General features: G+C 54.2%; 15 protein-coding genes. 10 read left to right on the top strand and 5 right to left on the bottom strand.

The window, feature by feature from the left end; all coding sequences use genetic code 11:
* Positions 1-2 precede the first annotated feature (2 nt).
* Entirely contained in the window at positions 3-620 is a 618-nt protein-coding gene (locus GQE98_RS04415; RefSeq protein ID WP_161314418.1) for a hypothetical protein, read from the bottom strand.
* Positions 621-689: 69 nt separating this feature from the next.
* On the opposite strand from GQE98_RS04415, the gene GQE98_RS04410 reads away from it, so the two are divergent.
* Positions 690-1,502, top strand: a complete 813-nt coding sequence (locus GQE98_RS04410; protein WP_246157150.1) for a phytanoyl-CoA dioxygenase family protein — start codon at positions 690-692, stop codon at positions 1,500-1,502.
* On the opposite strand, the gene GQE98_RS04405 is transcribed toward GQE98_RS04410, so the two are convergent.
* The gene (locus GQE98_RS04405; RefSeq protein ID WP_161314416.1) at positions 1,499-1,963 is read right to left on the bottom strand and encodes a MarR family transcriptional regulator; all 465 of its coding nucleotides are present in this window, start codon (positions 1,961-1,963) and stop codon (positions 1,499-1,501) included. The two genes, GQE98_RS04410 and GQE98_RS04405, sit on opposite strands and share 4 nt — an antisense overlap.
* Positions 1,964-2,048: 85 nt before the next feature.
* On the opposite strand from GQE98_RS04405, the gene hmgA reads away from it, so the two are divergent.
* The 6 genes from hmgA to maiA are packed head-to-tail and all read left to right on the top strand — an operon-like array spanning position 2,049 to position 7,799.
* The gene (gene hmgA / locus GQE98_RS04400) at positions 2,049-3,356 is read left to right on the top strand and encodes a homogentisate 1,2-dioxygenase (protein WP_161314415.1); all 1,308 of its coding nucleotides are present in this window, start codon (positions 2,049-2,051) and stop codon (positions 3,354-3,356) included.
* Positions 3,353-4,375, top strand: coding sequence for a fumarylacetoacetate hydrolase family protein (locus tag GQE98_RS04395; RefSeq protein WP_161314414.1), 1,023 nt, complete (start codon positions 3,353-3,355; stop codon positions 4,373-4,375). Before hmgA ends, GQE98_RS04395 begins: the two co-directional genes overlap by 4 nt.
* Positions 4,376-4,395: 20 nt before the next feature.
* Positions 4,396-5,346: an MBL fold metallo-hydrolase gene (locus GQE98_RS04390; protein WP_161314413.1), complete on the top strand. Its 951-nt coding sequence runs from the start codon at positions 4,396-4,398 to the stop codon at positions 5,344-5,346.
* Between the two features lie 7 nt (positions 5,347-5,353).
* The gene (locus GQE98_RS04385; RefSeq protein WP_161314412.1) at positions 5,354-6,943 is read left to right on the top strand and encodes an FAD-dependent oxidoreductase; all 1,590 of its coding nucleotides are present in this window, start codon (positions 5,354-5,356) and stop codon (positions 6,941-6,943) included.
* A complete protein-coding gene (locus GQE98_RS04380) occupies positions 6,940-7,137 on the top strand; it encodes a DUF2783 domain-containing protein (RefSeq protein WP_161314411.1) in 198 nt (65 codons plus the stop codon). Before GQE98_RS04385 ends, GQE98_RS04380 begins: the two co-directional genes overlap by 4 nt.
* A gap of 14 nt (positions 7,138-7,151) precedes the next feature.
* Positions 7,152-7,799 (top strand): maleylacetoacetate isomerase, encoded by a 648-nt coding sequence (maiA, locus tag GQE98_RS04375; protein WP_161314410.1) that lies wholly within the window; start codon positions 7,152-7,154, stop codon positions 7,797-7,799.
* 13 nt (positions 7,800-7,812) lie between these two features.
* Here the strand turns inward: maiA and GQE98_RS04370 are convergent, their stop codons facing one another.
* Positions 7,813-10,209, bottom strand: a complete 2,397-nt coding sequence (locus tag GQE98_RS04370) for an adenylate/guanylate cyclase domain-containing protein (RefSeq protein ID WP_161314409.1) — start codon at positions 10,207-10,209, stop codon at positions 7,813-7,815.
* A gap of 246 nt (positions 10,210-10,455) precedes the next feature.
* Between GQE98_RS04370 and GQE98_RS04365 the strand changes: the two genes are divergently transcribed.
* Genes GQE98_RS04365 through GQE98_RS04355 form a run of 3 tightly spaced genes read left to right on the top strand, consistent with a single transcriptional unit; the run spans position 10,456 to position 12,258 of the window.
* Positions 10,456-11,238, top strand: coding sequence for a VOC family protein (locus GQE98_RS04365; RefSeq protein ID WP_161314408.1), 783 nt, complete (start codon positions 10,456-10,458; stop codon positions 11,236-11,238).
* A gap of 57 nt (positions 11,239-11,295) precedes the next feature.
* On the top strand, positions 11,296-11,778 hold the full coding sequence (locus GQE98_RS04360; protein ID WP_161314407.1) for a MaoC family dehydratase: 483 nt from the start codon (positions 11,296-11,298) through the stop codon (positions 11,776-11,778).
* Between the two features lie 21 nt (positions 11,779-11,799).
* Entirely contained in the window at positions 11,800-12,258 is a 459-nt protein-coding gene (locus GQE98_RS04355) for a MaoC family dehydratase (RefSeq protein ID WP_161314406.1), read from the top strand.
* A 95-nt stretch (positions 12,259-12,353) separates the two neighbouring features.
* Here the strand turns inward: GQE98_RS04355 and GQE98_RS04350 are convergent, their stop codons facing one another.
* Both GQE98_RS04350 and GQE98_RS04345 read right to left on the bottom strand, forming a co-directional pair.
* Positions 12,354-12,914: an ankyrin repeat domain-containing protein gene (locus GQE98_RS04350; RefSeq protein WP_161314405.1), complete on the bottom strand. Its 561-nt coding sequence runs from the start codon at positions 12,912-12,914 to the stop codon at positions 12,354-12,356.
* A gap of 66 nt (positions 12,915-12,980) precedes the next feature.
* Complete coding sequence (locus tag GQE98_RS04345) at positions 12,981-13,928, bottom strand: hypothetical protein (protein ID WP_161314404.1); 948 nt, start codon at positions 13,926-13,928, stop codon at positions 12,981-12,983.
* Positions 13,929-13,996 lie beyond the last annotated feature (68 nt).

Raw genomic sequence — 13,996 nt, 5'->3', positions numbered from 1 at the left:
CCCTATGATCTTGACTTAGCGGTGAGTTTTTTAAGGGCGTCGGCGGCGGCAGTAATGTCCTCTGCTCCCCAGAAGCCGTCGTTATACATCAGGAACGGTGCAGAACCGGACCAGGAAATTATACTGCCGCTTGAACCGGGCGCCCATTTTTCCTTATCCTCCTGATAGGGGTTGGGGGCCTTAGCCTTGCTAAACCGCAGGCGGATATCACCGCGCGCCCTGTCAAACCGCTTCAAGCGGAAATCAGTGATATCGTCAGCAAAGAAGGCCGTCTCATGTACCCGGAACAAGCCCTTTCTCAAGATAATCGCGCGCTTGTCCGTCACGAAATAAGCCGTGCGATAAGCCCGCCAGCCATAGCGAAGCGGGCTGAGCAGAAGCCAGAGGGAGCCTAGGGCAAACACCGCCTCAGGCAACCGGATATCTCCAACCGTTTCTGTCGTCCACAGGAACATGATAAGCAGGACCGTCAAAAAGGCCCCAACCGGACAAAACCAAAAGTTGAAAAACAGGGATCTGAAAATATCTGGCCGGCCTGACCAGAAAAGTGTCTCGTCCGGCCAGAGAATATGTTTTCGAAACCAGCTTTCTGCTGAAGAAGGCGGCAAGGGAGTCTTCATTTTATTTCCTTGTGATTTTATGCATAATATCAAGGACAAAGGGTGCGCACAAACAACGCCGAGGAAAATATGAAGAATGAATTGAACCGACCAATCACCGATGAAGAAATCAGGACCTTTCAGGAGGATGGTGTTGTTTGTCTTCGCGGGTTTTTTAATACTGACTGGATTGAGCGTCTGCGCGATCTGATTGATGAGGATATTGCCAATCCCTCCGGCATGGTGAAAAGCATTGATGCCGAAGGCGCAAGCGGCTTTTTCTTCGGCGATACATTTGTTTGCCACCACCTTGACGGCTTTAAGGATGCAGTGTTCAACTCCCCGGCGTCACAGATCGCCGCTTCCGTCCTGAAAGCGAAAAAAGTCAATCTGCTGTTTGATCAGATTCTGGTGAAGGAGCCCGATACCTCCACCCCGACCCCCTGGCATCAGGACTATACCTACTGGCCCGTCGCCGGTGATCAGGTCGCGACTCTGTGGCTAGCGCTGGATCCCGTGACTTTTGAAAGCGGCGCGGTTGAGTATTTGCGGGGCTCGCATCGCTGGGGAAAGAAATTTCTCGCCATCAGTTTCGATCCTGATCAACAGTATAAAGAGGAACTACCAGAGGTTCCGGATGTTGAAAGCGCACGTGATGATTATGATATCGTCTCCTATGAACTGGAACCCGGCGACTGTACGTTGCACCATGGCTTGACCCTGCACGGCGCGCAGCCGAACCGAACGCCCAATGTCCGCCGCCGCGCCTATATCCAGCGTTGGGCTGGCCATGATGTCACCTATAATCCGCGGCCGAACCTGCAGAAAATGCTGCGCGATCCAATGATCCAGCCGGGCGCCCCGCTGGACAGCGACCTTTTCCCTGTCGTTTGGCAGGCCTAATCGGCTTTTCGCGAACGAGACGCCGTTTTCTCGTCTAGATACAACTCTTCAAGGGCAGTGAGTCCCTTGAAGAGCGCCTCGCTGTTTTCCTTGCCGAGGCTGGAAATCAACTCACTTTCAACCCGCTGCATCTTTGGGACAAGGCTCTCATAAGCCCTTTTTCCCTGCTCTGTCAGGGAAATGCGCTCCAACCGACGATCATTTTCGTCTACTTCCCTTACAAGCCAGCGTTTCTGCTCCAGCGCAAAGATCGCCCGACTTACCTTGGTCTTGTGCATGGTTGAGAAGTAGGAAATCTCTGTTGCCGTCATGGTTCCTTTCTGTCCAAGAAGGGCAAAAGCCCGCCATTCCGGACGCGTCAGGCCATACTCTGTTTTATAGGCAATGCTTGCATTGCGGCTAAGTGCTTCGGCAAGCCGATTGAAACGATAGGGCAAAAATTCCTCTAAAACGAGAGTCATCAAAAAAACTTCCTTGATAGTTACATATTAGACCGTTACAAATGTTACTAATTTAGATAGTGAAGATCAACAAGGAATTGTCTCTATGGCTCTTGCCTATTTGACCGGTTTCAATAATGAGTTTGAAACAGAGGCGCTTCCCGGCGCATTGCCGCAGGGCCGCAACAACCCCCAAAAATGCGCGTATGGCCTCTATGCGGAACAACTCTCGGGCACCGCCTTTACGGCGCCCAATGCCACGAACGCCCGAAGCTGGCTCTATCGGATGCGTCCCTCGGTTCGGCATGTCCGGCAGTTCGATCCCCTTCAGCGCCCGCTCTGGAAATCCGCCCCATCCGTGTATGAAGAAGCGCCACTTGGGCAATTCCGCTGGGACCCGATTCCCATCCCTGACGACTCCACGACATTCATCGGCGGTATGCGCACCATTACCACGGCGGGCAGTGTTCTGTCGCAGGCCGGCATGGCTGCACATATTTATCTGGCCAACGCGGACATGACCGATGACTATTTCTTAAATGCGGATGGGGAGATGCTGCTTGTCCCGGAAAGGGGCAGACTGAGGATCATCACTGAACTCGGCATTCTAGTGGTGTCGCCGCTTGAAATCTGCGTCCTGCCGCGCGGTATGATGTTTCGCGTCGAGCTGATGGACGGTACTGCTCGCGGATATATCTGCGAGAATTACGGTCCGCGCTTCACCTTGCCGGAACGCGGTCCTATCGGCGCGAATGGCCTTGCTAATCCGCGCGACTTCAAATATCCCGTCGCCGCCTATGAGGAAAAGGAAACACCCTGCCGGATTGAAGTAAAATGGGGCGGGAAATTTTATGCGACGAAAATAGGGCATTCCCCGCTAGATGTCGTCGCCTGGCACGGGAATTTTGCACCCTATAAATATGACCTCCGCCACTTCAACACGATTGGATCGATCTCTTTTGATCACCCGGACCCGTCGATTTTCACGGTACTGACCGCACCCTCCGGAGAGCCCGGTACGGCGAATGTAGATCTCGCGATCTTTCCACCGCGCTGGATGGTGGCCGAGGATACTTTTCGGCCGCCCTGGTATCACCGCAACATCATGAGCGAGTTCATGGGCCTGATTGAAGGACAATATGACGCGAAGGAAGAGGGGTTCCTCCCCGGCGGAATGAGCCTGCATAACATGATGTTACCGCATGGGCCGGACACGTTCGGATTTGAGAAAGCCAGCAATGCGGAGCTTACACCGCAGAAGCTGGAAGAGACGATGGCATTCATGTTCGAGACCCGCCTGCCGCAGCTCGTCACCGAGTTTGCTGCGCGTCATGACAGCCTGCAAAAGAATTACATCAATTGCTGGGACGGGCTTGAGAAAAAATTTGATGGAACGATCGAGGGAAAAAAATGAAACTTGCAACACTAAAAAGCGGCAACCGGGATGGCCGGCTGGTCGTAGTCTCGAAAGATCTGAGCCGCTGTGTCGCTGTGCCGGACCTTGCCGCAACAATGCAGGGCGTACTCGATAACTGGGAGGCGGTCTCTCCGAAACTCAGCGAAATAGCCCAAAAGCTGGAAAACGACACCTCATTCGGCGAAAAATTTGATGAAAGCGCGACGCATTCACCCCTGCCGCGCGCCTATCAATGGGCGGATGGATCGGCCTATGTCAATCATGTGGAACTGGTGCGAAGGGCCCGTGGAGCGGAAATGCCACCCTCCTTCTGGACCGATCCGCTGATGTATCAAGGCGGGTCAGACAGCTTTCTCGCTCCCCATGACCCGATCCGAGTGGCAGATGAGGCGTACGGCATCGATATGGAAGGGGAAATCGCGGTGATCGTCGATGATGTCCCGATGGGTGCGAACCTCGAACAGGCGCGGGCGGCCATCCGGCTGATCATGATTGCCAATGATGTCTCTCTCCGTGGCCTGATCCCGGGGGAACTCGGCAAGGGTTTCGGTTTTTTCCACGGAAAACCGTCAAGTGCCTTTTCCCCCGTCGCGGTGACACCGGAAGAACTTGGTGATGCCTGGGACGGCGCGAAGCTGAACCTGCCGCTGCTTATCGACTATAACGGCGCCCCCTTCGGCAAGGCTAATGCGGGAATCGACATGACTTTCGATTTCGGCGAGTTGATCGCGCATGCGGCGAAGACCCGGCCACTCTGTGCGGGATCGATCATCGGTTCGGGCACGGTGTCCAACAAGCTGGACGACGGACCCGGAAAATCGATTACCGAGGGCGGGGACGGATATTCCTGCATCGCGGAGATCCGCATGATCGAGACGATTAACAGCGGAAAACCCGTCACCCCCTTCATGAAATTCGGCGATACCGTACGCATAGAGATGAAGGACGCGAACGGCGCCTCCATCTTCGGCGCAATCGACCAGAAAGTGGAAAAATACACGCCAACCGACGCATAGCAGACTAAAAGGAAGTTATCATGAGCAAAGCATTTGCCTCTCAAGGCGATATGGAAGAAAAAACCATCTCTTTCACTGAAATCGGCCCCGATCTATGGGCCTTCACGGCGGAAGGTGACCCCAATACTGGCGTTATCATTGGCGACGATTCGGTAATGGTCATCGACACCCAGGCAACGCCGCGCATGGCGAATATGGTGCTGGAACGCATTCGTTCCGTCACGGACAAGCCGGTCAAATATGTCGTTCTGTCCCATTATCATGCGGTCCGGGTGCTCGGCGCCTCGGCCTATCAGGCGGAGGAGATTATCGCCTCCGATAAATGCCGTGCGATGGTCGCGGAGCGCGGTCAGGAGGACTGGGACAGCGAGTTTGAGCGCTTTCCGCGCCTGTTCGAAGGACATGAAGGAATTCCGGGCCTGACCTGGCCGACCATGACATTCTCCAAGAAAATGACCGTTTATCTCGGAAAGCGACGCGTTGACCTGATGCATCTGGGCCGCGCCCATACAGCGGGAGATGTCGTTGTGCATGTGCCGGATTCCGGCGTGATCTTCTCCGGCGATGTCGTCGAGTATCACTCCGCCTGCTACTGCGGCGACGGGCATTTCAATGACTGGGGCAAGACGCTGGACGCCATTGCCGCCTTCAACCCCAAGTCCATTGTCCCAGGACGCGGCGATGCGCTTGTCGGGGATGAGTTGGTCTCTGCCGCGCTTACCAATACCCGCGATTTTGTCGAAAGCACCTACCGTCCGGTCGCCGCTGTTGTCGCGCGCGGCGGAAGTCTGAAAGAAGCCTGGGACGCGGTTCGAGCCGAATGCGACCCAAAGTTTGCTGATTATGCCATTTACGAGCATTGCCTGCCGTTCAACGTCGCCCGTGCCTATGACGAAGCACAGGGTATCGACACACCGCGCATCTGGACGGCGGAACGGGACAAGGAAATGTGGGCCTCCTTGCAGGGATAGTTCCGTCATGCATTACCAGAACAGGGAATATCCGTATCAAACGCCTCCGGAATTAAAAGGGGAGAACCCCGGAAAATATCCCGTCGCCATTGTTGGCGCCGGCCCCATCGGCATGGCCATGGCCATCGATCTCGCCCTTCATGGTATTCGCTCGGTCATTCTGGACGATAATAACAAGGTTTCCGTCGGGTCGCGGGCCATCTGCTGGGCAAAGCGAACGCTGGAAATCTTTGATCGTCTGGGTATCGGGGACCGAATGCTCGAAAAGGGTGTGACATGGAAGGTCGGTCGTTTGTTCTATGGCGAGAAGGAGGTTTTTAATTTCGATCTTCTGCCTGATGACGCCCATAAAATGCCAGCCTTCATCAATCTGCAGCAATATTATGTGGAAGAGTACCTCGTTGACCGGATCGCTGATTTCCCCGATTTGATCGATCTGCGCTGGCTCAGCAAGGTTACAGGTGAGAAAATTGAGGACGATGGCGTCACGCTGCATGTGCAGACGGCGGAGGGAAACTATGACCTTCGTGCAGGCTATGTTCTTGCCTGCGACGGATGCAAGTCGCAGATACGCCAGCGCATGGGTTTAGCGTTCGAAGGGCAGATCTTTGAAGAACACTTCCTGATAACCGATGTAGAAATGCCCGAACCCCCGTTCGAAAGCGAAACGCCCGAGCGCTGGTTCTGGTTCAATCCGCCCTTTCATGCGGGACAGTCCGCCCTGCTCCACAGGCAGCCGGACAATATCTATCGTATCGATCTGCAGCTGGGTCCTGACGCGGACCCAATCGAGGAAGCAAAATCCGAACATGTCATTCCGCGCGTGAAACAGATCATCGGCGACCGCGAATTCAAGATCGACTGGGTCAGTGTTTACAGCTTTACCTGCGCGATGCTGGAGCGTTTCGTTCATGGCCGCGTGATTTTCGTCGGAGATAGCGCCCATGTGGTCTCCCCTTTTGGCGCACGTGGTGGTAATGGGGGTATTCAGGATGTCGATAACCTCGGCTGGAAGCTGGCCGCCGTTCTAAAAGGGGAAGCGGAGCCCGTGCTCCTGGACAGCTATGATGAGGAACGGCGTCATGGTGCCCGTGAGAATATCAAGAACTCCTCTCGCGCGACCAACTTCATGACCCCCAAATCAAAGATGGAAACCATTTTCCGAGATTCCGTCCTCACTCTTGCAAGCGACCTTCCCTTCGCGCGGACACTTGTCAATTCCGGCCGCCTATCGGTGCCTTGCACTCTGGACGGTATTGGGCTGCAAATGCCGCACCTTAACAAGAACGGCGCGGCCCCGGGAACAGCCTGCCCGGACGCACCACTTCCCGGGGGCTGGCTTCTCAATCAACTGGGCGGGGAGTTTGTGCTGCTCACCATCGGCGAGAAAGCAAGGCAGGCCAGCCTTCCCGGTGTGACGAACTTACATTTCGAGAATAATGCCGCCGTTTCGGCGCATTATGGTGATGACGTGATTTATCTGATCCGTCCGGACCAGCATATCGCCGCAACACTCGACGCGGAGGCAGATAGCGAAACCCTGGAACGGGCACTTGCGTATGCTAAGGGAAAACCCGCATTGGAGACTGCGTCATGAGGAAGACTTTGACCCAAACCGATCGCCTGCAACCCCATGGCGATGATTTTTATGAGTTGTTGATGGCGGCGCATGACGGGTTGGCTTTCGATCAGTCCGCCGCGCTCAATGCCCGGCTAGTCCTAATTCTGGCAAATGAAGTTGGGGATTTCGGCACGCTTACCGCCGCCATCGATCGCGCCAAGAAAACCTGACAGGAGAGAACCCGATGGGGGATATTATTCTCTATGATTACTGGCGGTCCACGGCAAGCTATCGCGTCCGCATTGCGCTTAATCTCAAGGAACTTGCCTATAAAGCCGTGTCAATCAACCTCTTGATGCAGGAAAATCTCTCAGCGGCGCATGTTGCGCGTAACCCGCAAGGGTATGTCCCGGTGCTGGAAATTGATGGACAGTTGATGACACAGTCTCTCGCTATTATCGATTATCTGGAAGAAACACGACCGCAACTTCCCTTAATGCCGGAAGGCGCCACAGCCCGTCAAAAGGCGCGCGCGATGGCACATGTCGTGGCCATGGATATACACCCGGTTTGCAATCTTAATGTTGCCGCCCACGCAATAGCGTTGATGAAGGGCAGCGAGCGGGAGAAAGCCAACTGGATGCGGCATTTCATCGAGAAAGGTCTCTCCGCCCTTGAGAATATGGTCACCGAGGCGGGGGAGAATAATTTCTGTATCGGAAACCGTCCGACAATCGCCGATATCTGTTTAATTCCGCAACTTTATAACGCCGACCGCTGGGGTGCCGATATGTCTGGAATGCCGCGCCTGCGCGCCATCGGGGAGCATTGTGCAGGGATCCCGGCATTCCGGAATGCGGCTCCCGAAGCCATCCATCAGGGCGCCCCCTGAAAGGGGAACCGACTTAACTCGCGCCAACTTCACTCCGCCAAAGCCCGATCATTTCTGCACCACCGGGAATCTGCTGCATCGGCTGTTCGGTAAAGCCAACCTTTAACTGGCCCGTCAGGTCGGTTTCTCTGACCTTCTCCATCAGCAGTTCAGAGACCAGGACACGAGCGCCTTTTGCGGCCACCGTTTTTTCCAGCCGACTTACCAAGCCAATAGTGTAACCCGAGAGGCTGACTTCCGGATCATCTTCATCCCCGCTGATATGAGCCTGCACCGGGCCATAATGCGCACAAACGCAAAAATCCGCTGACTTGTCCGCCGGAATGCCCTGTCGCTCCCCCCATTCAGAAAGTGCGGATGCCAACTCACACGCGGCCCGCAGGCTATGCTCTGCATCGCCGGAACTCCCATTTGGCAAGCCGAAGAGCGCTACGACATCGTCCTCTCCAAACTGTTCCAGAAAACCGTTATGCTTCACCACCGTTTTCTCAATCAGGGAATAAATTGCGTGAAGGAACTGAGCCGAACGTGTCGGTCCGAAACTTTTGGCCAGTGCCTTGAACCCGCCCATATTAATAAACAACACGGCCACATCAAATTTCTTCCCTGCGGAAGAGGGGCTGGCCATTGTCGGCGCCGAGGTAATTGAAACCTTTTCCCCACGTGCAGGTGCATCCATGACCGGGATCAACGACGCTGGTGGCTTTTTGCCTTTCTGCGCCGGGGCATGGCCACCCGTCGTCTCCTTTTCCGCTATCGCCGGTTTGAGCGTGGGTGGCGTCGGCGGAATCGGCAGGGAGCTAGGGACTGGTGCCTGGGGCTTTCGCGTCGGAAACGGGGTAACATTCTGCGACACATGTACTTTTTCGACTTCTCCGGCCGTCTCTGCTTCTTTCATCGGTTCTGGAGCAACCGGCGCGGGCTCTTCACGGGGCGTCGGCTCCGATGCTTCAACTTCCTCCTTTTTGATCGAGGGGCTGGCTAACTCAGGATCCTCCGTTTTCGGGTCAAAGTCGCCATTATCCTCATCTTTTTCCGGGTTCGTCTCATCAGCATCCAGCGGTTTGGCGACACGGTCGAACGTCCATGAGGCGGCGAATTGCGTCTCCTCTGCCGCTTCCGCCGATATAAGGGCGGCGCGGCGGCGGCGGGAGACATGCTTCGCTGTCATCAAGACCGCTGTGCACAGGATCATTGCCATTAACGGGAATGTCAGGCCCAGCCAAAGATTAAAGAAGATAAAGGCCTCTACATTTCCGGCAACGAACAGTGCCGTCGCAATCACAGAAAGGCTTAAAACCGCCCAGATACTTCGCACCGCAGAAACCAGGGCAAAAAAGAGACCGAGCAGTGCCAGCAACAGGATATCGAAGACAATAACCTGTTGAGAGCGGATCAGGGGGTTCATCCGGTTCAGGTTGTCAATAACATTCGCGAGGAATTCCACCTCGGACATACTCGAATCAAAGGGCGTGGTAAAATTATTACCGTTAGCAGAGGCGGCAAGACCGACCAGGATAACCTTTTCCTTGAAGCCGTCCGTGGGAATGGTCCCTTCAGCCAGATCAGAGAATCGTGTCCGCTTATAACTACCTGTCGGCCCGTGATAATTAACAGCCAGACGCATCCGGTTGTCTGTTGGCAAATAAATATTGCCGAAATTCAGGCTTTCGCCGAAATTAACCTCGATGGACTCCATCCGGAACCCGGCCCACTTCCGATAGGTCTGTACCGCCAGGGAGGGATAATAGGATCCACCATAGCCAATGACCGGATAGGCGAATTGACGGGTCAAGGCCTGTTGCTGTGAACTTATCACATGGCCGGATATGACCGACCGCAGCAGCTCTGTATTCGGCGCAAGATACCCGCCTGCTTCAGGTGGTCGCTTGATCGATGCCGACTCCCGCGTTCGAAAGACACTGTAGGCGGTCTGCTGGATAACCGCCGGTAACGCAGTGCGCGCATCAACGGACGGTGTCATGGAAAATATATACGGAACGATCACATTGCCAATGCGGGCAAGTTCATCCGTGAGGGATTTTTCCTCTGGGGTATCCGGCAGCGCATCGCCCGGCGCCTTCATTGGCAATAACATGGGATCAAGAACAATGATCCGCGCGCCTGCGGCGGATATAGCGTTTATTCCCTTCATCAAATCCGTTGCCGAAACCGGAAGATTGTCGCCTGTCTCTCCGGGTTTTGCTTCAATCAAAACGAGCTCAATACTCGTATCCACCGGGATCGGCCCACGGAGGATAAACCGCCAGTCCAGCAATTGCCCTTCAATCAACTGAATGAACGGCTTATCACGTAAATTCACAAAGGCCACAATTAACGCCGCACAAATTCCCAGAACGATCATCGCCTGACTCATTCGGGTTATCGGGGAGGGGAGGCTTTTCGTCATTCTCTGCTACATGAACCTGTTGGCGAGCTGTTCACTATCTTTAAGAATTATCTGGCTAATTGAAGGCCTTAGCCTACCAGTATCGGCTGAATTTACTACTGATTTTTTACATTCTGGACGGAGATAACGTCATGACGCCATGAATAAGCAGGCCTTTACCTCTGCGAATAAATTTGAAATACTCCGAATACCGGCGAAAAACAATCAACAACAACCGGTCTGTCCCGGACGGGAGAGGGAGGAAACATGTCATCCGATAAATATGTTCGGCTGCGACAAATCTGTCTGGCCGCCACCGATATAAGCAAAACAGAAGCTATTTTTAACGATATCCTTGGTCTTGAAGTCTGCCACCGTGCGAAATTAACTGATTTCGGGCTTGAAAACATCATGTATGCAATCAACGGGTGCTTTCTGGAAATAGTTGCACCGACGAAGCCTGAAACAGCGGTTGACCGCTTTCTCGCACGCAACCGCGGCCAAGGCGGCTATATGGCCATATTTGATTGTTCCGATGTGGATCGGCACAAATCACTGGCGCAGGAAGCGGGCGTCAGCCCGATTTTTGAGCGGCGCAATAGCAAAGCCGATCTGTTGCAGTTGAACCCCAAAGAGACGGGCGCCACCATGATGGAGTTCGACCACCACTATGGTGACGACACGTTACTCGGCCATTACGAATGGGCGGGGGATAGTTGGCATAAATATGTGAGCACGGACGTGACCGGCGAAATTCTCGGTATCGAAATTACCAGCCCCGACGCTGCGGCACGCGCAAAACTCTGGGGCCATATCTGCGACCGGCCGGTTAACTTAACGGCTCAAGGACCGGAAATTACCCTGGATCATGGAACGCTCCAATTTGTCGATACAGCCGGGCAAGGGCGCGACCTGTTTACCGCCATTGATCTTACCGCCCAAGATCCACAGGCGATGAAAAGCCGTGCCAAAACGGCCGGCTGTCCGATAACGAATGCGGGATTCAAATTTTGCGGCGTTGAATTCCGTCTGACATCTGCCGCCTCATAAAAACCAAATATAAAACGGCGCCCCGGCGCTATAAACATAACCCTGGGAGGGGAAAATATGACAATTTTGGATCTCGATGATTTTGAAACTGATTTCTGGAAGGACGTAGACAAGCGCGCGACCTGGGACGAAATTATTCCCGGCGAACTGCGCGATACCCGCCCAGTAACACTGACTCAGGAAGTCATTGCCCGCTACGCCAAGGGCGTTGGGGAGGATAATCCCCTTTATTTTGATGAAGAATATGCAAAAACGACGATTTACGGCGGCATTATTGCGCCGCCCTCCATCCATATCCTGTTGATGTTCGCCTGTACAACCACAGAGGATTGGATGCGCTCGCCCGGTACAATTAATGCGGGCCAGAACTGGTCCTATCATGTTCCGATCCGCCCGGGCGATACGATCACCATGCGCGGCACGGCGCTAGACCGCTTTATTCGGAAAGACCGGATGTTCGCCGTCCATGAAAATACCTTCACCAATCAACATGGCGAAGTTGTCTGCACTGGTCGTGGCCAGACCATCCGGCCCGCTTAATCAATAATAGGAATTTATAAAATGACTGCAGAAGAACAGTTTAACAATGTTGATGAGGGCGATGTTATCACAGGCCGCCCTTTTACAGTTTCGCGAGATACGATCCAGGCCTTTGCCGATGCATCCCTCGATTACAACCCGCTGCATTTTGATGACAACTACATGAAGAACAAGTTCGGCAGAACCAGTTTTGATGGCGTCATCATGCATGGCATGCAGAATTTTGCCCTAATCACTCGCACGCTCACCGATTGGCTGATCCCGCGCGGAGGTTTTCACCGGCGGCTGGAAACCCGCTGGCTCAAGCCGGTGCAGCTTGGCCACACGATCACGCCGGTTGTCACCCTCCGGAATAAAAAGAAAACGGAAAAAGGATACTGGCTTCTTTTTGATGTGGAAGTGAACAATCAGGACGGCATGCTGGTTGCAACCGGCAACGCCATGGCCGAGTTTCTTGATGTCATTCCCGGAAAACGGTAACGCGCCCGACCTGATGGGCCCCCTCGATTAAAAGGTCCGGCACTTCGGTGCCGGATCCACCCTCAGACGCCAAACTGATTTACGGCGCGCCATGCTTAACTGTCCTTCCTGTTTGTATCCTCTTGTATTTCCGCGGTTTTCATGACCGCTGCTATCTCGTGATACCCATTATTTTCTGCCTCCTCCAGCGGGGAGGTATAGTTGATTATCCGCGTCTTGATATGCGGATCAGCACCACGGTCCAGCAAGATCCGGACTGCTTCCAGATCCCGTTGCACCGCCGCATAGTGAAGTGGCGTCCAGTCATTAATGCCCCGTTGGTGGATATCAGCCCCATGATCGAGAAGAAGCTCGAGGAGTTCATACTTATCCTCCCGGTCCGTTTCAAGTAGCGTAAATAGCACTGGAAAACCACCATCCACGCAATAATTGACATCAGCGCCGATCTCAAGAAGTTCACGTATCAAGGAGATGGGGGACCAGCAAAAAGCATATTCTAGCGGGGTTCCGGCACAGCCCAGTTCATAAGGTTGTTGGCTATTGGGAAATCCCACTGGATCATAGAGAAGCTGTCGGATCGATTTGAGATCGCCGGCGTGATAAGCGGCATGCAGCGCAATGGCCCGCCGCTGAAGTTCCGAAGGGTCCTCTGCCATAAATCTATAATATCAGGTAAAGGCGAATAGAACAGCGTAAAATTCACCCCTAGCTTACCTAGCTTATTAGGCGGTTGGCGCCGGATAGGCATCGGTTATCACTTTTTTCCAGGCAGAATCCGTCCAGAAGTCCTGCGGGCGTGATACTACTATCCCGCGCTTGGTCAAATCCTCACAGAAAATATCGATGATCAGGTTAGCGTTAAGGTCGTGGCTATGATCATCATAGGCGGAGGCTTCCGCCTCATCCTTGAAACAATAACCCTTCCAAAGCACAGAGAGACGCACCTCCTCGAAGGCAGGTTCGGCGACGGTTTCTCCCGCATCCTCGATCTTCCAGCGGTTGCCTTCACTCAAGGTGAGCGTGGCATCATAGCCAAGATCATCATAGCGATGTTGCTCTGATACAGGGCCGACGCTCCCGACGCGATGAAACATATACTCGTTATCCGCAAGTACACAACAATTGTTGTAGGGGGGTCGTTCCGTCCTCGATTTTTCGCCCAGACCTTCCGGCCAATACTCAAATTCCCCGCCCTCTCCGTTGTAAAACCAAGTGATGGCGGACGCGACGGGAACTGCCCAGTCATGAAACAGGCCGGAATACCCCATCGGCGCCAGCATCCAGCTCGGCACCTCCCGGTTCTGCGCGCCCCTGAAAAAAGGCAGGTCCTGATGCGCCGGCAGCCCTTCTGCGGGCAGATTGAGGTTCGTCATCATCGCGACCGGGCGGATCACCTCGGCCTTAAAGGATTCTTTCGCCGCGTCGATAAACCGCTGATTATGGAAAAAGGGTTCGGCCCCGTCGAAGACAACCTTGCCGCCCAAGGCCCAGAAGTTGCGAAACCAGCCGCCGGACGTCTCGCCAACATTCTTATGAACGGCGGAAAGCGTTTTGTACGGGCTGCCCTTCCTGATCAGGTCAACCACCCCTTGTGGGTCGTCAAACGCCGGATCCAGGCGGATTGGCGGTGCCAGCAGATGCTTTGGTCGGACGGCTACTTCAGTATCCATAATCGCTCCCCCCTTTTTTTATTATGCCCAGTGTGCCACACTATTAAAGGGCGGGTAAAGGCTGGTAT

This window comes from Sneathiella litorea, from assembly GCF_009882915.1.
In the GTDB taxonomy this organism is placed as follows: domain Bacteria; phylum Pseudomonadota; class Alphaproteobacteria; order Sneathiellales; family Sneathiellaceae; genus Sneathiella; species Sneathiella litorea.
Note: the sequence above shows the minus strand (reverse complement) of the source record. Positions and strands in the feature narration are given on the sequence as shown.